Here is a 22,010-nt window from a genome sequence, read left to right on the forward strand (position 1 = left end):
CCATGAGCGATCTGAACAAAATCCCCGTCACCGTCATCACCGGCTTCCTTGGTGCGGGCAAAACCACCCTGATCCGCCATCTGATGCAGAACCCGCAGGGCAAGCGTCTGGCCGTGGTGGTCAATGAATTTGGCACCGCCGGTGTGGACGGTGAAATCCTGAAATCCTGCGCCGATGAGAACTGCCCGGCAGAGAACATCATGGAGCTCGCCAACGGGTGTATCTGCTGCACCGTGGCCGATGATTTCATCCCCACCATCGAACAGCTGATGAACCTGCCGGAAAAACCCGATCACATCGTGATCGAAACCTCCGGTCTGGCGCTGCCGAAACCGCTGTTGAAGGCCTTTGACTGGCCCGCGATCCGGTCGCGCATCACCGTGGATGGCGTGGTTGCGCTGGCCGACGCCGAAGCGGTCGCCAAGGGCCAGTTCGCCACCGATCTGGATGCGGTGCAGGCCCAGCGGGAAGCCGATGAGGGCATCGACCATGAAACCCCGCTGTCGGAGCTGTTCAAGGATCAGATCTCCTGCGCGGACATCATCCTGCTGTCGAAGGCCGATCTGGCCGGTGAAGAGGGCCTGGACAAGGCCCGCGCGATGATCGAGGCCGAAGCGCCGCGCAAACTGCCGATCCTGTCGATGTCCGAAGGCGTGATCGACCCGCGCGTCATTCTGGGGCTTGAGGCCGCGGCCGAAGATGATCTGGATGCGCGTCCGTCGCACCATGAGCATCATCACCACCATGACGATGATCACGACCACGATCACGATCATCACCACCATGATCACAGCCATGACGATTTTGATACAATCGTGGTCGACCTCGGCGAAGTTTCCGATCCGCAGGCATTGCAAGATGCCATCGTGAAACTCGCCCGCGAGCGCAATATCCTGCGCGTCAAAGGTTATGTGGCGGTGGAAGGAAAACCGATGCGGATGCTTGTTCAGGCCGTGGGCGAACGCCTGCGCGCGCAATATGACCAGCCCTGGGGTGACATGCCCCGGCGCACCCAGCTGGTGGTGATTGCCGAGCATGACAACATCGACGCCGCCGCCATCCGCGCCGAGCTGGGGGCCTGAGCCGATGCCGGTCGGGCGCATTCGCACCCTCCCAGGCTCGGACGCAGCCCACAGAGCGCCCGCCGCCTGCCAGAATACAAAGGCCTGACCCATGCATGTCGTCTTCCGCGAAAGCCACGGCCTCGACGAGAGTGATACACCACAGGATCTGGGGCAGACGCCTGCGGACCTTGTGGTGCTGTCGTTCTCCGACAGCGATCTCGGGGCCTTTGCGGCGGGCTGGCACCGAGCCGAGGGCAAGCTGCCCAGCCTGCGCCTTGCCAATCTGGTGGCGCTGAAACACCCGCTCTCGGTCGATGTCTATGCCGAACAGACACTGGAGGGCGCCAAGGGCGTTCTGGTACGTCTGATCGGCGGCGAAAGCTACTGGTCCTACGGGCTTGCCACGCTACAGGATCTGGCGCGGCGCAATGGCATCGCGCTGGCGATCCTGCCGGCTGACGGGCGCGAAGATGCCCGTCTGGACGCCCTCTCGACGCTGCCGGTTTCAACTCTGCGCCGACTCCAGCATCTATGTGATGCCGGTGGTGCGGTGGCGGCACAGGCCGCACTTGCCCAGCTGTCGCTGGCGGCGGGGCTTTATGCCGGTCCGGTCCTTGGCCTCAAGAGCACGCCCGAACACGGGTTCTATGACCCGGAAAAAGGCGTGCTGGCGGATCTGCCAGCGCAGGACAAACCCCTCATATTGGTGAGTTTCTACCGCTCCTATCTGACGGCGGCCGATACCGCCCCGGTGGATGCGCTGATCAATGAGCTGCGCGGACGGGGTTATGCGGCCTATGGCGCCTTTGCTGCCAGCCTCAAGGCACCGGCCAGCGCGGACTGGCTGCGTGACAAACTGCCCGGACTGGCCCCGGCAGCCATCGTGAACGCCACCGCCTTCTCGGCGCAGGGCACCGATGGCAGCGCGTCGCCGCTCTCCACCACCGGCTGTCCGGTGTTCCAGGTCGCCTTGTCCACCGCGCGGCGCAAGGACTGGGCCGAGGCCGATCGCGGGCTGTCCCCGGCCGATCTTGCCATGCATGTGGTGCTGCCCGAGGTGGATGGCCGCATTTTCGCCGGGCTGGTCAGCTTCAAGGCGCCGGGCAAGAAAGACCCGGATCTGCAATATTCCCGCTTTGCCCATCGCGCCGATCCCGGCCGCATCACCGCAGCCGTTGACCGGATCGAGGGCTGGCTGCGGCTGGCGCAGCTGCCCAATGCCGACAAACGTCTGGCGCTGGTGCTGTCCACCTATCCGGGCCGCGATCACAATCTGGCCCATGCGGTGGGACTGGATGCGCTGGCCTCCTGCGATGAAATCCTGCGCGAGCTCTGGGATCAGGGCTATGTCGTGGAACCGCTGGAAAGCACCGGCCTGCGGCTGATGGCGGAGACGCAGACCATCTCGCTAGAGGGCTACCGGGCTGCGCTGGCGACCCTGCCGAAGGTGTTGCAGGACAGGCTGTCGGAGGCCTGGGGTGCCGCTGAGGAAGACCCGGATTGCCGCGATGGCGCCTTTCACTTCAAGGCGTTGCGGGCAGGCAAGACGCTGATCGCGCTGCAACCCGAACGCGGCGAGGTGAAAACCCGCGTCGATGATTACCACGATCTCGACCGCACCCCGCGCCATGCCTATGTGGCGTTTTACATGTGGCTGCGCAGCCAGTCCGACGCCATTGTCCACATCGGCGCCCATGGCACGCTGGAGTGGCTGCCGGGCAAGGCCGTCGCCCTGTCCGAGCACTGCTGGCCCGAGGTGCTGACCGGGCCGCTGCCTGTCGCCTATCCCTTTATCGTCAATGATCCGGGCGAGGCCGCACAGGCCAAGCGCCGCATTGGCGCCGTCACCCTGGGCCATCTGCCGCCGCCGCTGGCGCAGACCAATCTGCCCGCAGGCATGGCGCGGCTGGAAAGCCTGCTTGATGAATATTCCACCGCTGACGGACTGGATCCTGCCCGCCGCGACCGGCTGATCGACAGCATCCGGGCCGAGGCGCAGGGCACAGGCGTGGAGGCTGATCTGGGCCTCACGCCAGACACCTCGCCCGCCGAGGCGATCACCCGGATCGACGCCTTTGTCTGCGACATCAAGGAAAGCCAATATGGGGAAGGGCTGCATATCTTTGGCACCGGTCAATGCGGCGCTGAGGAACGCGCCGGGCTGGTGGCCGCGCTGAATGGCCAGATGGTGGCCCCCGGCCCCTCCGGCTCGCCGTTTCGCGGTCGGGCCGATGTGATCCCGACCGGGCGCAACCTCTTTACCACGGATCCCCGCGCGGTGCCCTCGCGGGCGGCGCAGGCGCAAGGGGTCAAGCTGGCGGAAGAGCTGCTGCGCCGCCATCTTCAGGACCATGGCGACTGGCCACGCGGGCTGGTCATTGATCTCTGGGGCTCGGCCACCATGCGCACCGCGGGCGAGGAATTTGCCATGGCGCTGCATCTGGCGGGGCTGGCGCCCAAGTGGGACGAAGGCTCCGAGCGCGTCTCCGGTTTCGAGGTGCTGCCGCTCTCGATGCTGAACCGGCCACGCATTGATGTCACCCTGCGGGTCTCCGGTCTGTTCCGTGACGTCTTCCCCGGTCTGGCGCAGATGTTCGAGGCCGCCGCCGCCGCGCTGGCAGGCCGCGAGGAAAGTGCGAGCGACAATCCCTATCTGGCGCAGACGCCCCGCGTTTTTGGCCCGAAACCGGGTCAATACGGCCTGTCGATGAACCCGCATCTGGATGACTACAGCGACGCGGCCCGCGCAGCAGCGGGCGAGGCTTGGCTCAACGCGTCTTCGCACGCGATTGATGCCAAGGGCACCATCACCGATGCCCGCGAGGCCCTGGAGGTCCGGCTGCAAACCGCCGACAGCTTTGTCCACCTGCAGGATCTGCCGGAAACCGACCTGCTGGTGGCCTCGGATTATGCCGCGCATGAGGCCGGATTTGCCGCCGCCATGGCGCGCATCGGCCAAAAGGCACCGGCGCTCTACCACATGGATGCCACCCGGCCTGACAAACCGCAGGCGCGCAGCTTGGGCGAGGAGATCGCCCGCGTGACGCGCGCCCGCGCCGCCAATCCCGATTGGGCCACCTCGATGATGAACCACGGCTTTCGCGGCGCGGCGGAAATCGCGGCGACGCTGGATCATATGGCGGCCTTTGCCCATCTGGCGCAGGTGGTGCAGCCGCATCTCTTTGATCTCTATTTCGAGGCCACTTTGGGCCGCGAGGATCTGGTCGACTTCATGGAGCGCGAGAACCCCGACGCGCTGGCTGCCATGCGCGACCGCTTTCGCGCGCTGTTTGATGCCGGCCTGTGGAGCACGCGGCGCAACTCGATCATGGCCGAGCTGGAGGGCGCGGTGTGACTGAGCAAGCCGCCTCCCCAGCGCCCAAAGTCTATGGCTGGTGTCCCGGTGCGCTGCGTCCGATGATGTCGGGCGACGGGCTGGTGGTGCGGGTGCGCGCACCTTTGGGGCGGCTCACACCGGATCAGGCGCGTGGTCTGGCCGATCTGGCGCAGCGCTGTGGATCCGGCATTGTCGATATTTCCGCCCGCGCCAATCTGCAACTGCGCGGCATTCGCGAGGACGCCCATCTGCCACTGATCGCAGGTCTTGGCGATCTGGGTCTGGTCGATGAGGATGCAGAGGCCGAGGCGCGTCGCAATATCACCCTGACGCCGTTCTGGCGCGCAGGCGACGACAGCCACCAGATTGCGCAGACGCTGGCGGCCGCGCTGACGGAGGCCCGCGATCTGGCGCTTCCCGGCAAGTTCGGCTTTGCCGTGGACTGTGGTGACCTGCCCGTGCTGGCCGAGACAGCCGCAGATATCCGCATCGAACGTGGCCCCGACGGGTTGATCCTGCGCGCCGATGGTGCAGACAGGGGCCTGCCGGTCACGGCTGACAGTGCCGCAGGCGACGCCCTCGCGCTGGCGCGCTGGTTTCTCGACCAAGGCGGCGCGTCCGGGGGGCGTGGCAGAATGCACCGGCTGATTGCGCGCCGCGGCCCCCCTGCGGCGCATGCGGCAACGGTCGGTGCCGCAACGTCTTCCTTCCGGCCTCTCCCGGGCGCATCGGCGCAGGGGCTGTTGGTGGCTTTGGAATTTGGCCAGATGCCTGCCCGCACGTTGGCGGCGCTGGCCGATCACGGCGCGCTGCGACTCACCCCCTGGCGGATGCTGCTTGTCGAAGGCGCCAGCACCCTGCCCCCCCTGCCCGACCTGATCCTGGATGCAACCGATCCCCGCCTGCGGGTGAGCGCCTGCACCGGGGCACCCGGCTGCCCGCAGGCGCGCGCGGCGACGCGCGCTCTGGCCCGCGATCTGGCCCCTGCGGTGCCTGCGGGCCTGCATCTGCATGTCTCCGGCTGCGCCAAAGGCTGCGCCCACCCCCGCCCCGCCGATCTGGTGCTGACCGCCACCGGTGACGACCAATTTGACCTGATCCGCAATGGCACTGCCGCCGATCACCCGCTAAACACCTCCCTGAGCGCCGCCCGCTTACGCGCCGCTCCAGACCTTATGACAGAGGGCAGCTGATATGCTCCACACCTATGAAACCAATGGCGCCGCGATCTATGCCGAAAGCTTTGCCACCATCCGCCGCGAGGCCGATCTGGCGCGCTTCAGCAAGGACGAGGAAGTTGTCGTCGTCCGCATGATCCACGCCGCAGGCATGGTGGGGCTGGAGGAGCATGTGCGGTTTTCCCAAGGCATGGCCGAGACCGCCCGCGCAGCCCTTGCCAAGGGCGCGCCGATCCTCTGCGATGCGTATATGGTCTCCGAGGGCATCACCCGCCCGCGCCTGCCCGCGGACAATGAGGTGATCTGTACCCTGCGAGACCCCAAGGTGCCGGAGCTGGCCAAGGAGATGGCCAACACCCGCTCCGCCGCCGCGCTGGAGCTTTGGCGCCCGAAACTGGAAGGTGCGGTCGTGGCCATCGGCAATGCCCCAACCGCGCTGTTTCACCTGTTGAACATGCTGAAAGACCCCGATTGCCCCCGCCCCGCCGCCATTATCGGCTGTCCCGTCGGTTTTGTCGGTGCGATGGAATCCAAAGAGGCGCTGATGGAAGATCTGCCAGTGCCGTCGATGATCGTCAAAGGGCGCCTCGGCGGGTCTGCAATCACTGTCGCTGCCGTAAACGCGCTGGCGAGCTGGAAAGAGTAAGCCATGACCATTGCGAAGGGCAAAGTCATCTGCGCGGGGCTCGGCCCCGGCGATCCCGATCTGATGAGCCTGCGCTCGCACCGGATGATTTCCGGCGCGCGCCACATCGCCTATTTCCGCAAGGCCGGCCGCAAGGGCCAGGCCCGCGCGATTGTCGAAGGCATGCTGGCAGACGGCGTCACCGAACACGCGATGGAATACCCGGTGACGACCGAGATCCATTTCTCAGACCCCGAATACAACCGGGTGCTGGCGGAGTTCTATGACCGCTGGGCCGACACATTGGCCGAGATTGCCCAGACCGAGGACGTCGTGGTGCTCTGTGAGGGGGATCCGTTCCTCTATGGCTCTTATATGCATCTCTACACCCGCCTGCAGGGCCGGGCCGCGCAGGAGATCATTCCCGGCATCACCGGCATGTCCGGCTGCTGGACCGCCTCCGGCCAGCCGATCACCTGGGGCGATGATGTGCTGACCGTGGCGATGGCCACCCTCAGCGAGGATGAGCTTGCCAAACGTGCCGCGGAAACCGACGCGCTGGTCGTCATGAAAATCGGCCGCAACCTGCCCAAACTGCGCCGCGCGCTGGAACGTGCGGGCCGCGCAGATGACGCCTGGCTGGTCGAACGCGGCACCATGCCCGGCCAGACAGTGCAGAAGCTGTCGGAGGTCGACGGCGAGGTGCCTTACTTTTCTATCGTCTTGGTTCACGGACAGGGGCGCCGACCATGACTGTATCGCAAAACGGCTGGGTGGTGATTGCGGGGCTTGGGCCCGGCAACGAGGCATTGGTAACGCAGGAAGTGCGCGACGCCATTGATGAGGCCACGGATATCGTTGGTTATATCCCCTACGTCAACCGCGTTGAGCCGCGTGAGGGCCTGACCCTGCACGCCACCGACAACCGTGTCGAAGTGGACCGCGCCACCCATGCGCTGGAAATGGCTGCCGCGGGCAAGCGGGTTGTCGTTGTCTCCTCCGGTGATCCGGGGGTGTTCGCCATGGCCTCTGCCGTGTTTGAGGCGCTGGAGAACAACGCCGAACGCAACCCCGAGTGGCTGGATCTGGAGATCAAGGTGCTGCCCGGCATCACCGCCATGCTGGCCGCCGCCGCCGCCATCGGCGCGCCGCTGGGTCATGATTTCGCTGCCATCAACCTCAGCGACAATCTGAAGCCCTGGAGCCTGATTGAAAAACGCCTGCAACTGGTTGGCGAGGCCGGTCTGGCGATGGCGTTTTACAACCCGCGCTCCAAATCGCGGCCGCATCAGTTTGCCCGCGCGCTGGAGATCCTGCGCGAGGCCTGCGGTGCGGAGACGCTGATCACCTTTGCCCGCGACGTGACCAAGCCGGGCCAGGAGCTGCTGACCGTGCCGCTGAAGGACGCGACGCCCGAGATGGCCGACATGCGCACGGTGGTTATTGTCGGCAACCGCGACACGCGGCGGGTGGGCCATTACGTTTATACCCCCCGCTACGCGGCTGAGGGTTAAGCGGCGGAATGCAACAGCCAGGCCATCACCTCTGCCACGCTGCCCAATACGGGCCGCTGAGGCACCTCGGGTCTGCCGATCATGATGACCGGCAGGCCGAGGGTGCGCGCTGCGGTGAGTTTGGCGGCTGCGCCTGCACCGCCGGCGTTCTTGGCCACGATATGGGTGATGGCGTGGCGCTGCATCAGATCTGTGTCGCCCGCCACGTCAAACGGCCCGCGGGCGATTTCGACCGTGGTGTGCGGCAGCGGCAAGTTGGCCTCAGGTTCGTCCACCAGCCGCAGAAGGTAGTGGTGCTGCGGTTTGGCGGCGAATTGCGCAAGGTTCTGTTTGCCGATCGCCAGAAACACCCGCGCGGGGGAATCCGGCAGAGCATTTACCGCGCCTTCGATGCTGTCCGCGTGAACCCACCGGTCGCCCTCCCCCGCCTGCCAGGCCGGGCGTTCAAAGGCGCAGAGCGGCACGCCCGCCGCTTCGCAGGCGTGCACCGCGTTGGTGCTCATCTGCGCCGCGAAGGGGTGGGTCGCATCGACCACATGGGTGATGCTTTTGGCGCGCAGGTAGGTTGCCAGCCCCTCCACGCCACCAAAGCCGCCAATGCGGGTGGGCAGCGGCTGGCTGACCGGTTTGGCGGTGCGGCCCGCGTAGGAAAACACTGCATCCGCGCCAGTTTCCGCAAGGGTTTTGGCCAATTGCGAGGCCTCGGTGGTGCCGCCCAGCAGGAGGATGCGTGTCATGTCTGATGGCCTTTCCAAGCACTGGCTCACAATCATTGGTCTGGGCGAAAATGGACTGGATTCCTTAAGCGATGCAAGCCGGAAGGCGCTGGAGCAGGCCGAGGTGATCTTTGGCGGCCCGCGGCATCTAGAGCTGGTGGAGGCCGGCAGCAATGGTCAGCCCTGGCCGGTGCCGTTTTCAACCGGGCCAGTGCTGGCGATGCGCGGGCGCAAAGTCGCTGTTCTCGCCTCCGGCGATCCGTTCTGGCATGGCGCCGGCGGGTCGCTGATGCGGGATCTGGAGGCGGGTGAATGGGTGTCGCACCCGGCGCCATCCTGTTTTGCGCTGGCCGCCAATCTTCTGGGCTGGAAGCTGGAGGAGGTTCTGTGCCTTGGCCTTCATGCCGCACCTTTTGCGCGGCTGCTGCCGCTGCTGGGCCGGGGCGTGCGGGTGATCTGCACCCTGCGCGATGGCAAGGCGCCGGCGGAGCTGGCGCAATGGCTGGTTGCAAACGGCCAGCCCGACGCGCGGCTTCATGTGATGGAACGGCTGGGCGGGCCAAGGCAACGGCTGCGCCAAGCAACAGCCGAAGCCTGGGATCTGCCGCAGACAGAAGCGCCGGTCCTTATGGCCATCGAGGCCATGCGGCCCGGGCTGCCGCAGGCGTCGGGGCTGGCGGATGACCTCTTTTCCAGTGACGGGCAGATCACCAAACGCCCCATTCGGGCGCTGACCCTGTCGGCGCTGGCCCCGCGCGCAGGTGAGCTGCTGTGGGACATCGGCGGCGGGTCTGGGTCCGTCTCGGTGGAGTGGTGTCTGGCCGCACAGGGTGCGCGGGCGATCACCTTCGAGCCGCGCGAGAGCCGACTGGCGAACATCCGCGCCAATGCCGCAGCGTTCGGGCTGGATCACCGGATGACGGCGGTGCTGGGCAAGGCGCCGGAGGTGCTGGACGGGTTTGAGATGCCCGCCTGCGTGTTCATCGGCGGCGGCGGCTCGCAGGCGCTGCTGGATCATCTGTGGGACATCCTGCCCGCAGGCACCCGGCTGGTTGCCAATGGAGTGACGCTGGAAACCGAAACCCTCTTGATGCAGGCCCATGCGGACCGTGGCGGGCATCTCTTGAAAGCGGAGATCGCCGAGGCCGGACCGCTGGGCTCCATGCGCGACTGGCGCCGGGCGCGGCCCGTCATACAATGGAGTGTCACGCGATGAAAGTGGCAGGCATCGGGTTCCGCAGAGCGGCCACTGCGGCGGATTTGCAGGCCGCGCTGGCGCTGACCGGGGAGCGGGTGGATGCGCTGGCCTCCATCGCTCAGAAGGCCGACGCCCCCGCTGTGCAGGAGTTTGCGCGCAGCCTTGGGCTGCCGGTGATTTCATTGCAGGAACAGGATATAACCGGGGAGCAGACATTGACCTGCTCGCCAAGGATAAAGGCGCGGTTCGGCACCGGGTCGCTGGCGGAAGCCGCGGCGCTGGCGGGCGCGCGCCATGGGGTGAAGGGCGCGCGCGTGCGCCTTCTTGCCCCGAGAGTTGTCACCGCGGATGGGCTTGCCACCGCGGCCATAGCAGAAAGACTTGAGCCATGACCGTTCACTTCATTGGCGCCGGACCGGGCGCTGCCGACCTTCTGACCCTGCGCGGGCGCGACATTATCGCGTCCTGCCCGGTGTGCCTGTACGCGGGCTCGCTGGTGCCGGAGGAGATCCTGAGCCATTGCCCCGAGGATGCAAAGATCGTGAACACCGCGGCGATGGACCTGGATGCCATCGTGGCAGAAATCAAGGCGGCGCATGAGGCGGGCCAGGACGTGGCGCGGCTGCATTCCGGCGATCTGTCGGTGTGGTCGGCGATGGGTGAGCAGATCCGCCGGCTGAAGGCCGAGGGCATTCCGGTCAGTGTCACCCCCGGTGTGCCATCCTTTGCCGCCGCTGCTGCCGCGCTGGGGACCGAGCTGACCCTGCCGGGCCTTGGCCAGTCGGTTGTGCTGACCCGCACGCCGGGGCGTGCCTCCTCGATGCCCGAGGGCGAGACGCTGGAGAATTTCGCCCGTACCGGTGCCACGCTGGCCATTCACCTGTCGATCGGCAATCTGGACCATGTCGTGGACAGCCTCGCGCCCCATTACGGCGCGGATTGTCCGGTGGCCGTGGTCTACCGCGCCAGCTGGCCGGATCAGCAGATCATCCGCGCCACGCTGGAGACCCTGAAGGATGCGCTGGACGAGAAAATCTCCCGCACCGCGCTGATCCTTGTTGGACCGGTGCTGAAGGGTGAGGGCTTTGACGAAAGCTGCCTCTATTCCACCGAATACGATCGCCGCTACCGGCCGCAGAGCGCCGACAGCCCGTGGTCGAGCTGGAGCCATGGGGACGACTAAGGCCATGACAAATATGAACCCTCCCGGACTGATGATCTCGGCGCCCTCCTCGGGCACCGGCAAGACCACCGTGATGCTGGGCCTGCTCAGGGCGCTGGCCGAAGACGGGCTGGTGGTGCAGCCTTACAAGAGCGGGCCGGATTATATCGACCCGGCCTTTCACCTGGCGGCGGCGAAACGGCCCAGTTTCAACCTCGATACCTGGGCGATGGACGGCGGCCTGCTGGATGCAGTCACAGCGCAATCTGCGGGGGCGGAGATCTGCGTCGGCGAAGGCTCCATGGGCCTTTATGACGGTGTGGCGACGCGCGGGCAGTCGGGCTTTGGCTCCTCCGCCGAGACCGCCAAGCGGATGGGCTGGCCGGTGGTGCTGGTGGTAGACGTGGGCGGACAGGCGCAATCGGCGGCGGCCACGGCGCTGGGGTTCAAGAATTATGACACCGAAGTGCCCTTTGCCGGGGTGATCCTCAATCGTGTAGCCAGCCCGCGCCATGAGCGGCTGACCCGGCTGGGGATGGAGAAGGCAGGCATCAAGGTGCTCGGCTCCCTGCCCCGACGCGGCGATCTGGCTTTGCCGGAGCGGCATCTGGGTCTGATCCAGGCGGTGGAGCATCCCGATCTGGAAGCCGCCATCGCGGGCTATGCGGCGTTCCTGCGCGAGAATGTCGACCTCGACGCGATCAAGGCGGCAGCGCTGGCGGGGCCTGCCCCCGCCCCGGCGCGCCTGCCCAAGCCACCTGCCCAGCGGATTGCGCTGGCGCGGGATGCGGCGTTTTCCTTCACCTATCCGCACCTGCTGGAAGGCTGGCGCGCGGCGGGAGCAGAGATCCTGCCGTTCTCGCCGCTGGCCGATGAAGCCCCTGCGGCGGATGCCGATCTGGTCTGGCTGCCCGGCGGCTACCCCGAGCTGCACGGCGGCACGCTGGCGGCGGCGGAGACCTTCCGCGCCGGTGTCCGCAAGCACGCCGAGACCAGGCCGGTGCATGGCGAATGCGGCGGCTACATGGCCCTGGGCGAGGCGCTGATCGACAAGGAGGGCAACCGCCACCGGATGCTGGGCCTCTTGGGCCTCGTGACCTCCTACGAGAAGCGCAAGTTCCACCTTGGCTACCGCCGTGCGGTGCTTCAGGCAGCGATGCCCGGATTTGACGCAGGCACAGCACTGCGCGGCCATGAGTTCCATTATTCGACCATTCTGGAAGAACCCGATGCGCCGCTGGCCAATGTCATGGATGCCGACGGCGGCCCGGTGCCAGAGACCGGCTCGATCAAGGGCCATGTTACCGGCACGTTCTTTCACCTGATCACGGGAGAGCGCGCATGAGCGGTTTTGTCTCCTTTGTGTCCTCCGGTCCGGGCGACCCGGAGCTCTTGACCGTGAAGGCGGTGAAGCGGCTGGAGGCCGCGGATGCGGTGCTGTTTGACGACCTGTCCTCGGGGCCGATCCTGACCCATGCCCGCGCCGACGCGGATCTGGTGGGCGTGGGCAAACGGGCCGGACGTCCCTCCCCCAAGCAGGACCATGTGAGCCAGCTTCTGGTGGATTATGCCCAAAGTGGGCTGCATGTGGTGCGGCTGAAATCGGGCGATTCCGGTGTCTTTGGCCGGCTGGAGGAAGAAATCACCGCGCTGCGGCAGGCGGGTATCGGGTTCGAGATCGTGCCCGGAGTTACCGCGGCCTCGGCAGCGGCGGCGGCGGCGAATATCCCGCTGACCCGGCGGCTGACGGCGCGGCGATTGCAATTCATCACCGGCCATGACGTGACCGGTGGGCTGCCCGATCAGCTGAACCTCGCCGCGCTGGCGGACCCGGATGCGACCACCGTGGTCTATATGGGCAAGCGGACCTTTGCGGCGCTGGCGGAGAAGCTGCTGGAGGCGGGGCTGCCCCCGCAGACCCATGCGCTGATTGCACTGGGGGTCTCGACGCCGGAGCAGGAGCTGCATTGCCACACGGTGGGCGAGCTGCCGGAGGTGCTGCGTGCGATGGAGACCACCGCGCCGGTGCTGATCCTCTATGGCCCGCTTGCCGATCAGCCTGCGGATCCGGCCCATGCCCCCGTGAAGGCCAAGGACGACCACTGACCCGCCGTCACCGCGCGGTTCCTGCGCCCGGACCATAGGTCATCCCGCTCTGAGCGCACCACACCCTGCCCGTGTTTCGCGGGTGGGGCATTTCCATTTTCGCGTGTTCGCCGCAGCTGACCCAAGGGCGCGTCGCAATCGCCTTCTCCGGGGCCGGATTCAAACTTGACCGAGTCGGGGCGCAGGGGCCACATAGGCGCCATATGGTGTCCAACGGCGCGAAGCGTCAGGACTGAAACGGGAATGAGGAACGGTGGACCCAATTGCGGCACCGAAGCCTCAACCGCCCCCGCGACTGTGAGCGGCGAGCAGCTTTCCAACACCCACTGGCCAACTGGCTGGGAAGGGGGAAAGCAAGCAGCGACCCGCGAGTCAGGAGACCGGCCATACCACATAATCAACCCGTCGGGTGAGACGGAGAGGAGACAGATATGCATATCGAACCGGGCATCGTTGATGCCACCAAAATTGGCTTGTCCTATGCCACCGCAGCCGGTGCCGCGACCTATGCTGCAAAAGAGACCTTTGTGGATCTGAAGAGGACCAATATCGCCTCCTACGCGATGCGCGCGATGATCGCGACCGTGGGTGTGCTGGTGTTCTTTGAAGTGCTGCCGCATTTCCCGGTGGGCGTCTCCGAGGTGCATTTCATTCTCGGCTCGACCCTGTTCCTGATCCTCGGGTCCGCGCCTGCGGCCTTTGGTCTGGCGATGGGTCTGCTGATCCAGGGCGTGTTCTTTGCGCCGTTTGATCTGCCGATGTACTTCATCAACCTGACCACGCTCTTGGTGCCACTGTTTGCGCTGCAGGCGCTGGCCAGCCGCATCATCGCGCCGGGCACCGCCTATATCGACCTGAAATACAGCCAGGCGCTGGCATTGAGCACCGCCTATCAGGGCGGCGTGGTTGCCTGGGTGGCGTTCTGGGCCTTCTACGGTCAGGGATTTGGCAGCGCGACCGTGACCTCGGTGCTGAGCTTTGGCGGCGCCTATATGCTGGTCATCCTGATCGAGCCGATTGCCGATCTGGCCGTTCTGGCGGCGGCAAAGGCGACGCGTGGCCTCAATGGCAGCGCGCTGGTCACGCCGCGCCTTTACAACAACGCCTGATCCTTGGCACATGAGTGAACCGGCACGGCCCCGCCTTCGGGGCCGTGTTTTCGTCTGAAAGGCCCCGCAATGATTGACCTCACCCTGATCGGCATCGGCACCGGCAACCCGCAGCATCTGACCCTGCAGGCCGTTGAGGCGCTGAACGCGCAGGATCTGATCCTGATCCCCAACAAAGGGGCCGGCAAAGATGATCTGGCGGGACTGCGACAGGCGATCTGCGCCGAGGCGATCCGCAGTCGCGGACAGCAGGGCGATGGCCCCCGTATCGTGGAATTCGACCTGCCGGTGCGCGATGAGGCGACACAGGATTACCGCCAACGGGTGGATGACTGGCATGACGCCATTGCCGAGATCTGGTGGCAGACCATCACCAGCCACCTGCCCGAGGGCGGCGCGGTCGGGTTTCTGGTCTGGGGGGATCCGTCGCTCTATGACAGTACGATGCGGATTGCGGACCGGCTGAAAACACGGGCCGAGATTGCCCTGCGCGTCATTCCCGGCATCACCTCCATTCAGGCGCTGACGGCGGCCCATGCGATCCCGATCAATACGATCAACGGCCCCTTCACCATCACCACCGGACGACAGCTGCGCGATGCCGGCTGGCCTGCCACTGCGGATACCGTGGTTGTGATGCTGGATGGCGCCTGTTCGTTCCAGTCTCTTGAGGCTGACGGCATCGACATCTGGTGGACGGCCTATGCCGGCATGGCGAATGAGATTTCGATCTCGGGTCCGCTGGCCGAGGTCACCGATCAGATCATCGAGACCCGTGCCAAGGCGCGTGCGGATCACGGCTGGATCATGGATATCTACCTGCTGCGGCGCAGCTGACAACAGCTGCGCAGATGTCCGGTCTCGCGCTCGGCGATGACTGTGGCCATGCGCTTGAGCTTAGGGCAGCTGGAGTGGCGGGGAGACAGGGATTCGAACCCTGGGAACGCTCTCACGTTCAACGGTTTTCAAGACCGCCGCATTCGACCACTCTGCCACCTCCCCGGTCGGCGCAGGGTTTAGGCGCTGGTTGCCGTTCTGGCAAGAGGGAATTGCAGCGGGCGGCATTTCTGCAGCGCCGTGCTCAGCCGCAGTTGGCCCCCTGCGGGGATGTGGAGGGCGGGCGGATCCGCGATCTTCGAAATCTTGCCGAGCGGGCGGCGGCAGGGTTTCCATGCGATTGCCTGACGGCTATGCTGCGCCCAGCATAAGGGCGCCGGAACAACCGGTACAGGAACAGCTGACGCCGGAGCAACCGGCTCGGGGTGGGTGACTGGTCATATGGCTGAGCACAAGACCGGGCGCGGGACGCCGTCAGATACAGGCAAGGAAGCACACATGGTTCACGCTATGTCGACACGGAAACACAGCGCGCGACGCCTCGGTGCGCCGCGTCGCGGGGCGCGGCTGGCTGCGGCATTGGCCGGGCTTATGATCCTTGGTGCCTGCGAGGACGGCCCCGGGCTGGCGTTTCTGAAACCAAAGGCGCAGGACGCGGGCGCCGTCACGCCCTCAAGCAGCACCCGGCTGGTGGAACGCGAGGTCGAGGCGCCGGAAGTGTTCCAGGTGACCGAAGCGGGTCTCTGGGATGGTCGCCCGTCGCTGGGCGGGGTCTGGGTGGCGCATCCGGATGCCGAAGATCCCGAACAGGTGATCATCCGCAATCAGACCAATGGCAAATTTGTGATCGGCGCGCTGTTCCGGCGCGAGCGGGAGATCCCCGGCCCCCGGTTACAGGTCTCCTCCGATGCCGCCGAGGCGCTTGGCATGCTGGCGGGCGCGCCGGTTGAGCTGAATGTGACCGCCCTGCGCCGCGAAGCTGTGGCCGACCCGGATCAACCTGCGCCGGAGCTGCTGGATGACGCGGATATCGCAATCAGCGATGCCGCTGACATCGACATCCAGCCGCTTGATCCGATTGCCGATGCAGCCGCTGCGATTGATGCCGCAGCCCCCACCGCCATTGCCCCGGCGCCCGCCGCCGTGAGCGCAGCACCCGCTGCGACAGCCAAGGTGGCGGCGGCCAGCTCATCGCTGAGCAAACCCTATATCCAGATCGGCATCTTCAGCGTTGAGGCCAATGCCAAACGCACCGCCGATCAGATGCGCAACGCCGGGCTTGTGCCCTCTGTCCTGGCCCAATCCAGCAACGGCAAGCCGTTCTGGAGGGTGCTTGTGGGTCCGGCTCAATCGAAATCAGAACGCAGTCAGCTGCTGAAGAGCGTAAAGGACGTCGGCTTCTCCGATGCCTATGCGGTCACCAATTGACCCTGCCTGTGCGGCGCTGCCTGACCTGACCAATCGGAAAGACGACCCTGTCATGACCTTTCTTCCCTCCCCGTTTCGCTCTGCCTTGAAACTGACCTGTGCGGCTGGCCTTCTGGTCAGCCTCTCGGCGCTGTCGGCGGCGGCTTTTGATACCCGCGCCCGCGCCGCCTATGTGCTGGATCAGGAGACCGACACGGTGCTGCTGGCCAAGAACGCCGATCTGGCGCTGCCGCCTGCGTCGATGTCGAAGCTGATGACGCTCTATGTGGCGTTTGAGGCGATCCGCGATGGCCGCCTGACGCTGGATGAGCGGCTGCCGGTCAGTGAACACGCGATGAGCTACAAGGGCTCGACCATGTTCCTCAACACCCAGGACCGGGTCCGGGTGGAGGATCTGTTGCGCGGGATCATCGTGCTGTCAGGCAATGATGCCTGTGTGGTGCTGGCCGAAGCGCTGAGCCCGGATGGCACAGAGGCGGGGTTTGCCCGCTACATGACCAAGCGGGCGCAGGAAATGGGGATGGAGAATTCCACCTTTGCCAATTCCAACGGCTGGCCCGCCGCCGGGCACCGTATGTCGGTGCAGGATCTGGCGATTCTGGCGGAAAAGCTGATCGAGGATTTCCCCCAGTATTATCCGCTGTTTGCCGAGCGGGAGTTTGAATTTGATGGCCGCGCGCCCTCCAATGTGCGCAACCGCAACCCGCTGCTGGGTCTGGGCATTGGCGCGGATGGTCTGAAGACCGGTCACACATCCGAGGCGGGATATGGTCTGGTGGGCTCCGCGGCACAGGGTGACCGACGGGTGATTTTTGTGATCACCGGTCTGGACAGCACCACCGCCCGCGCAGAGGAGGCCGAGGCCATCGTTAACTGGTCGTTTCGCCAATTTGCCAAAAAAACGGTGGCTAAAGCGGGTGTTCCGGTCGCAGAAGCCGAGGTCTGGCGCGGGGCAGAGACAACCGTAGGGCTGGTGCCTGCCGAGGATCTGAATGTGTTGTTGCCTGCGCTTGCGGGCCGCGAAATCACCGGCGAGGTGGTCTATACCGGGCCGATTGATGCCCCCATTGAGAAGGGCCAGAAGCTGGCCGAGCTGGTGCTGCAACCGGACGAGCTGCCCGAGGTGCGCCTGCCGCTGGTGGCGGAGAAGGACATTCCGACCGGCGGCTTTCCGGTGCGGGTGAAAACCGCAGCCCAGGTGCTGGTGAAACGCTTCCTCAGCGGTCCCGAGGTCAGCCAGTGACAGCAGCCAAACCTGCCGCTGGCTCCGGCGGTGCCTCTGCTTACCCCGGCCTGTTCGTGACCTTTGAGGGCATCGACGGGTCCGGCAAATCGACACAATGCCGGCTGCTGGCCGAGGCGCTGGAGGCGCGTGGCCATGAGGTGGTGCTGACCCGTGAGCCGGGAGGCTCCGATGGCGCCGAGGAAATCCGCCGTCTGGTGCTGGAGGGGGATCCTGACCGCTGGTCTGCGGAGACCGAGCTGCTGTTGTTCACGGCGGCACGGCGCGACCATATGGAACGGCGGATCCTGCCTGCGCTGGCGGCAGGCAAGGTCGTGGTCTGCGACCGCTTTGCCGATAGCACCCGGATGTATCAGGGGCTGTCGCGCGGCGATCTGCGCGCCAGCGTCGACCAGCTGCACGCGCTGATGATCGGGCAGGAACCGGATCTGACCGTGCTGATCGACATGGACCCGGCCAAGGGGCTGGCCCGCGCCAAGGGGCGTCAGGGCAGCGAGGAGCGGTTCGAGGATTTCGGTCTGGATCTGCAACAGCAGATGCGCGCAGGGTTTCTGGCGCTGGCGGAGGAGTTTGCCGACCGGTTTCGCGTCATTGACGGGGACCGCCCGATTGAGCTGGTGGCCGAGGATGTCCTGGCGACCGTCACCCCGTCGCTGCCCGGCGTGACCTCAGCCGCCGCAGAGAATGGCGCGGCGAGATGAGCAAGGATGACGCCCCCCTGCGCGCGGATCAGACCCTTGGCGCGCCGCACCCGCGCGAGACGGTTCAACTGTTCGGACAGGATCAGGCAGAGCAGGATTTCCTGACCGCCTTCAATTCGGACCGGCTGCATCACGGCTGGCTCGTGACCGGACCGCAGGGTGTGGGCAAGGCGACGCTGGCCTGGCGGATCGCGGCCTTTCTGCTGGCGCAGCCCCCGGCAGAGGATGCCGGTCTGTTTGGCGCGCCGCCGCCTGCCACCTCGCTGGAGATTGGCGCGGACCACCCGGTGAAGCACCGTATTCAGGCGCTGGCGGAGCCGGGGCTGGCCTCGATCACCCGCAGCATCAACGACAAGGGAAAGCTGCGCGATCAGATCGTGGTCGATGACATCCGCGCACTGAACAAGTTCTTTGGCCTGTCGGCAACTGACGGCGGGCGCCGGGTGGTGATTGTCGATGCCGCCGACGAGATGAACACCAGCGCCGCCAACGCGCTGCTGAAGATGCTGGAGGAGCCGCCTGCCCGCACGACGCTCTTGCTGGTGTCGCATCAGCCCTCGCGGCTGTTGCCGACGATCCGGTCGCGCTGTCGCCTGCTGCGGCTCTCGCCGCTGGGGCCTGAGGATATGCTGGCTGCGCTCAATCAGGCGGGGGCCGAGCTGCCCGGTCAGGCCGATCATCTGGCCGCATTGGCCAATGGCTCTGTCGGGGCGGCGCTGCGGCTGCTGAACCTTGGCGGCCTACAGGCCTATAGCGATGTGGTGCGGCTGCTGGACAGTATGCCCCGGCTGGATCGGCAGCGCGCCATGGCGCTGGCGGAACAGGCCGCAGCGCGCGGTGCGGCCGACAAATTCGAGCTGCTGCTGACGCTGATCGACACCGCGCTGGCGCGGCTGGCGCGCACCGGGGCCACCGGAATGGCGCCGCAGCCGGAGGCCGCCCCGCAGGAGGCCACAGTGCTGTCGCGGCTTTCTCCAACACCGCAGAAGGCGCGGGCCTGGGCGGATCTGGCAGCGCAGGTGACAGCTCGGATGCGCCACGGTCAGGCGGTGAACCTTGACCCCGCAGCACTTGTTCTAGATACGGTTTTCAAGATGCAGGACACTGCGGCGCGCTGATCCGGGCGACCGGACCGCCCCGCAGGACGCGACAGAGAGCACAGATGACCGAGAGCCTTTCCCCCACGCCCCCGTCCATCACGGACAGCCATTGCCATCTGGATTTCCCCGATTTCGAGGGCGAGCTGGACGCGCTGATCACGCGCGCGGCAGAGGCCGGTGTCACCCGGATGGTCACTATCTGCACCAAGCTGCGCAATGAACCCACCGTGCGCGCCATCGCCGAAGCGCATGCGCCGGTGTTCTATGCCGCCGGCACCCACCCGATGAGCGCCGCGGATGAGCCGCTGGTGTCGGTTGATGAGCTGGTGACGCTGGCCCAGCATCCCAAGTTTGTCGGCATCGGCGAGACCGGGCTGGACTATCACTATACCGCTGAGAGTGCGGAGGTGCAGAAGACCTCGCTCAGGACCCATATAACGGCAGCGCGGGAAACCGGCCTGCCGCTGATCATCCACGCCCGCGCGGCGGATGATGATATGGCGATGATCCTGCGCGATGAGATGGCCAAGGGCGCCTATAGCTGCGTCATGCACTGCTTCTCCTCCTCGCCCGAACTGGCACGGGCGGCGCTGGATCTGGGGTTCTACCTGTCGATGTCGGGCATCGCCGCCTTCCCCAAGAGCCAGGAGCTGCGCGATATTTTTGCCGCCGCCCCCTTGGAGCGTATTCTGGTGGAAACCGACGCGCCCTATCTGGCGCCGCCCCCCTATCGCGGCAAACGCAATGAGCCGGCCTATACCGCCCATACCGCCCGCGTGGGTGCCGAGGTGTTTGGTGTGGACTACGCCGATTTTGCCGCGCAGACGCAGGCAAATTTCGACCGGCTGTTCTGGAAAGTCGCCCAATATGAGGCTGCCGCCTGATGGGCGTGCTGCGCTTTACCATTCTGGGCTGCGGCTCCTCCGGTGGGGTGCCGCGTCTTGGCGGGCATTGGGGCGCCTGCGACCCGACCAATCCGCGCAACACCCGGCGGCGCTGTTCGCTGCTGGTAGAGCGTGAGGGGCCGGAGGGCACCACAACGGTGCTGATCGACACCTCCCCGGATATGCGAAGCCAGTTGCTGGACAGTGGTATCGGGCGGCTGGACGGGGTGGTCTACACCCATTCCCATGCCGACCATGTGCATGGCATCGACGATCTGCGCATGATCGTCTTCAACATGCGCGACCGCATTCCGGTCTATGCCGATGGCGAAACGCAGAACGCGCTGCTGTCGCGGTTCGGCTATGCCTTTGTGCAGCCCGAAGGCTCTCCCTACCCGCCCATTCTGGACCTGCGCAGCATTGATGGACCGCTGACCATCTCTGGCCCCGGTGGCGATATCACCCTGCGCCCGTTTGAGGTCAACCACGGCTCCATGGATGCGCTGGGGTTCCGCATTGGCGATCTGGCCTATCTGCCAGATGTGGCCAAGATCCCCGACAGCGCGCTGGTGGAATTGCAGGATCTGGACTGCTGGATTCTGGATGCGCTGCGCCGCAAGCCACATCCCACCCATCTGTCGCTGGACGAGGCGCTGGAGTGGATCGACCGGATGGCGCCAAAACGCGCGGTGCTGACCAATATGCACATTGATCTCGATTATGCCGAGGTCGCCGCAGAGACCCCCGATCACATCGACCCGGCCTATGACGGGATGGTGATCGAATACCCGATCTGATCCGCGTCCGCCGGTGGGCAGACCCCTCTCCCGCCGATAGGAAGGCACGTCATGTTTCAGAGCCTGATTGATGTCATCCTGCCGGTATTTCTGGTCATCGGTGCGGGGTATATCGCCACCCGGCGGGGGTATTTTCAGGCCAGTCATGTCGATGGGCTGATGAAATTCACCCAGAGCTTTGCCATCCCCTGCCTGTTGTTCCGCGCCATTGCGACGCTGGATCTGTCGGCGAGTTTCGATCCGCGCCTGCTGATCAGTTTCTACACCGGCGCCGCGGCCTGTTTCTGTCTGGGCATGGCGGGCGCGCGGCTGATTTTCAAACGCGACTGGGAAGATTGCGTGGCGATCGGGTTTTGCTGCCTGTTCTCCAATTCGGTCCTGCTGGGGCTGCCGATCACGGAACGGGCCTATGGTGCCGACAATCTGACCGGCAACTATGCGATCATCGCCTTTCACTCGCCGTTTTGCTACGGGCTGGGGATCACGGTGATGGAGATCGTGCGCAGCCGGGGCGCTGGCAGCAGCAAGACCGTGAAGGCCGTGCTGAGCGCGATGTTCAAGAATGTGCTGATCCTGGGCATCGCCCTGGGGTTTGTCGTCAATCTCTCGGGCCTGTGGATCCCGCAGGCGGTGGATGAGGCGCTGTCGCTGGTCATTCGCGCCGCCCTGCCTGCGGCGCTGTTCGCACTGGGGGGCGTGCTGGTGCAATACCGGCCAGAGGGCGATCTGCGCGCCATTGGCTTTGTCTGCGCGATCTCATTGATGGTGCATCCGGCAATTGTCTGGAGCATGGGCACGGCACTGAAGGTGCAGCCGGATCTGTTCCGCTCCGGCGTGCTGAACGCGGCCATGGCGCCGGGGTTCAACGCCTATATCTTTGCCAATATGTATGGGCGCGCGAAACGGGTGGCGGCCTCCTCGGTGCTGATTGCGACCGGCAGCTGTATCCTGACAGTCTGGCTGTGGCTGCTGATCCTGGGCTGAGGGGGCAAACAAACAGGGGCGCCGCAG

At 65.7% G+C, this 22,010-nt stretch carries 21 protein-coding genes, 1 tRNA gene and 1 riboswitch; of the genes, 20 read left to right on the forward strand and 2 right to left on the reverse strand.

Annotated elements, in window-relative coordinates; all coding sequences use genetic code 11:
• Window positions 1-2 precede the first annotated feature (2 nt).
• From cobW to cobJ, 6 genes are all read left to right on the forward strand, one after another.
• The gene (gene cobW, locus VWZ87_RS09565) at window positions 3-1,082 is read left to right on the forward strand and encodes a cobalamin biosynthesis protein CobW (RefSeq protein WP_416534771.1); all 1,080 of its coding nucleotides are present in this window, start codon (window positions 3-5) and stop codon (window positions 1,080-1,082) included.
• Between the two features lie 91 nt (window positions 1,083-1,173).
• The gene (cobN, locus tag VWZ87_RS09570; RefSeq protein WP_416536984.1) at window positions 1,174-4,419 is read left to right on the forward strand and encodes a cobaltochelatase subunit CobN; all 3,246 of its coding nucleotides are present in this window, start codon (window positions 1,174-1,176) and stop codon (window positions 4,417-4,419) included.
• On the forward strand, window positions 4,416-5,594 hold the full coding sequence (cobG, locus tag VWZ87_RS09575) for a precorrin-3B synthase (RefSeq protein WP_416534769.1): 1,179 nt from the start codon (window positions 4,416-4,418) through the stop codon (window positions 5,592-5,594). The genes cobN and cobG overlap by 4 nt, the downstream gene beginning before the upstream one ends.
• A 1-nt stretch (window position 5,595) precedes the next feature.
• On the forward strand, window positions 5,596-6,225 hold the full coding sequence (locus VWZ87_RS09580; protein ID WP_340544887.1) for a precorrin-8X methylmutase: 630 nt from the start codon (window positions 5,596-5,598) through the stop codon (window positions 6,223-6,225).
• 3 nt (window positions 6,226-6,228) lie between these two features.
• Window positions 6,229-6,957: a precorrin-2 C(20)-methyltransferase gene (locus VWZ87_RS09585; RefSeq protein WP_416534768.1), complete on the forward strand. Its 729-nt coding sequence runs from the start codon at window positions 6,229-6,231 to the stop codon at window positions 6,955-6,957.
• Window positions 6,954-7,718: a precorrin-3B C(17)-methyltransferase gene (gene cobJ, locus VWZ87_RS09590; RefSeq protein WP_416534767.1), complete on the forward strand. Its 765-nt coding sequence runs from the start codon at window positions 6,954-6,956 to the stop codon at window positions 7,716-7,718. Before VWZ87_RS09585 ends, cobJ begins: the two co-directional genes overlap by 4 nt.
• Here the strand turns inward: cobJ and VWZ87_RS09595 are convergent.
• Window positions 7,715-8,455 carry a cobalt-precorrin-6A reductase gene (locus VWZ87_RS09595; RefSeq protein WP_416534766.1) on the reverse strand — a complete coding sequence of 247 codons (741 nt, stop codon included), beginning with the start codon at window positions 8,453-8,455 and terminating at the stop codon, window positions 7,715-7,717. The genes cobJ and VWZ87_RS09595 overlap by 4 nt on opposite strands.
• Here VWZ87_RS09595 and cbiE point away from each other — a divergent pair.
• From cbiE to cobF, 7 genes are all read left to right on the forward strand, one after another.
• Window positions 8,454-9,650, forward strand: a complete 1,197-nt coding sequence (gene cbiE, locus VWZ87_RS09600; protein ID WP_416534765.1) for a precorrin-6y C5,15-methyltransferase (decarboxylating) subunit CbiE — start codon at window positions 8,454-8,456, stop codon at window positions 9,648-9,650. The two genes, VWZ87_RS09595 and cbiE, sit on opposite strands and share 2 nt — an antisense overlap.
• The gene (locus tag VWZ87_RS09605) at window positions 9,647-10,024 is read left to right on the forward strand and encodes a cobalamin biosynthesis protein (protein ID WP_416534764.1); all 378 of its coding nucleotides are present in this window, start codon (window positions 9,647-9,649) and stop codon (window positions 10,022-10,024) included. Before cbiE ends, VWZ87_RS09605 begins: the two co-directional genes overlap by 4 nt.
• A complete protein-coding gene (cobM, locus tag VWZ87_RS09610) occupies window positions 10,021-10,815 on the forward strand; it encodes a precorrin-4 C(11)-methyltransferase (RefSeq protein WP_416534763.1) in 795 nt (264 codons plus the stop codon). The genes VWZ87_RS09605 and cobM overlap by 4 nt, the downstream gene beginning before the upstream one ends.
• 4 nt (window positions 10,816-10,819) lie before the next feature.
• Window positions 10,820-12,139: a cobyrinate a,c-diamide synthase gene (locus tag VWZ87_RS09615; protein WP_416534762.1), complete on the forward strand. Its 1,320-nt coding sequence runs from the start codon at window positions 10,820-10,822 to the stop codon at window positions 12,137-12,139.
• Window positions 12,136-12,900 carry a uroporphyrinogen-III C-methyltransferase gene (gene cobA, locus VWZ87_RS09620; RefSeq protein WP_416534761.1) on the forward strand — a complete coding sequence of 255 codons (765 nt, stop codon included), beginning with the start codon at window positions 12,136-12,138 and terminating at the stop codon, window positions 12,898-12,900. Before VWZ87_RS09615 ends, cobA begins: the two co-directional genes overlap by 4 nt.
• Before the next feature lie 187 nt (window positions 12,901-13,087).
• Window positions 13,088-13,304, forward strand: a riboswitch (cobalamin riboswitch).
• A gap of 27 nt (window positions 13,305-13,331) precedes the next feature.
• Window positions 13,332-14,009, forward strand: coding sequence for an energy-coupling factor ABC transporter permease (locus VWZ87_RS09625; RefSeq protein ID WP_416534760.1), 678 nt, complete (start codon window positions 13,332-13,334; stop codon window positions 14,007-14,009).
• Between the two features lie 69 nt (window positions 14,010-14,078).
• The gene (cobF, locus tag VWZ87_RS09630; protein WP_340544877.1) at window positions 14,079-14,846 is read left to right on the forward strand and encodes a precorrin-6A synthase (deacetylating); all 768 of its coding nucleotides are present in this window, start codon (window positions 14,079-14,081) and stop codon (window positions 14,844-14,846) included.
• Between the two features lie 75 nt (window positions 14,847-14,921).
• Here cobF and VWZ87_RS09635 read toward each other — a convergent pair.
• A tRNA-Ser gene (locus tag VWZ87_RS09635) sits at window positions 14,922-15,011 on the reverse strand.
• A gap of 333 nt (window positions 15,012-15,344) precedes the next feature.
• Here VWZ87_RS09635 and VWZ87_RS09640 point away from each other — a divergent pair.
• From VWZ87_RS09640 to VWZ87_RS09670, 7 genes are read left to right on the forward strand one after another with little or no spacing between them, the layout of a single operon-like run.
• Window positions 15,345-16,274, forward strand: coding sequence for an SPOR domain-containing protein (locus VWZ87_RS09640; protein WP_416534759.1), 930 nt, complete (start codon window positions 15,345-15,347; stop codon window positions 16,272-16,274).
• Window positions 16,275-16,326: 52 nt separating this feature from the next.
• Window positions 16,327-17,517, forward strand: coding sequence for a D-alanyl-D-alanine carboxypeptidase family protein (locus VWZ87_RS09645; RefSeq protein ID WP_340544874.1), 1,191 nt, complete (start codon window positions 16,327-16,329; stop codon window positions 17,515-17,517).
• Window positions 17,514-18,218: a dTMP kinase gene (tmk, locus tag VWZ87_RS09650; RefSeq protein WP_340544873.1), complete on the forward strand. Its 705-nt coding sequence runs from the start codon at window positions 17,514-17,516 to the stop codon at window positions 18,216-18,218. The genes VWZ87_RS09645 and tmk overlap by 4 nt, the downstream gene beginning before the upstream one ends.
• A complete protein-coding gene (locus VWZ87_RS09655) occupies window positions 18,215-19,336 on the forward strand; it encodes a DNA polymerase III subunit delta' (RefSeq protein ID WP_416534758.1) in 1,122 nt (373 codons plus the stop codon). Before tmk ends, VWZ87_RS09655 begins: the two co-directional genes overlap by 4 nt.
• Window positions 19,337-19,380: 44 nt before the next feature.
• Window positions 19,381-20,202 (forward strand): TatD family hydrolase, encoded by an 822-nt coding sequence (locus VWZ87_RS09660; RefSeq protein ID WP_416534757.1) that lies wholly within the window; start codon window positions 19,381-19,383, stop codon window positions 20,200-20,202.
• The gene (locus VWZ87_RS09665) at window positions 20,202-20,999 is read left to right on the forward strand and encodes an MBL fold metallo-hydrolase (RefSeq protein WP_340544870.1); all 798 of its coding nucleotides are present in this window, start codon (window positions 20,202-20,204) and stop codon (window positions 20,997-20,999) included. Before VWZ87_RS09660 ends, VWZ87_RS09665 begins: the two co-directional genes overlap by 1 nt.
• Before the next feature lie 51 nt (window positions 21,000-21,050).
• A complete protein-coding gene (locus tag VWZ87_RS09670) occupies window positions 21,051-21,983 on the forward strand; it encodes an AEC family transporter (protein ID WP_340544869.1) in 933 nt (310 codons plus the stop codon).
• Window positions 21,984-22,010 lie beyond the last annotated feature (27 nt).

Origin of the sequence: Phaeobacter sp. JH20_37, from assembly GCF_048056015.1 — a bacterium.
Taxonomy (GTDB): Bacteria; Pseudomonadota; Alphaproteobacteria; order Rhodobacterales; family Rhodobacteraceae; genus Phaeobacter; species Phaeobacter bryozoorum.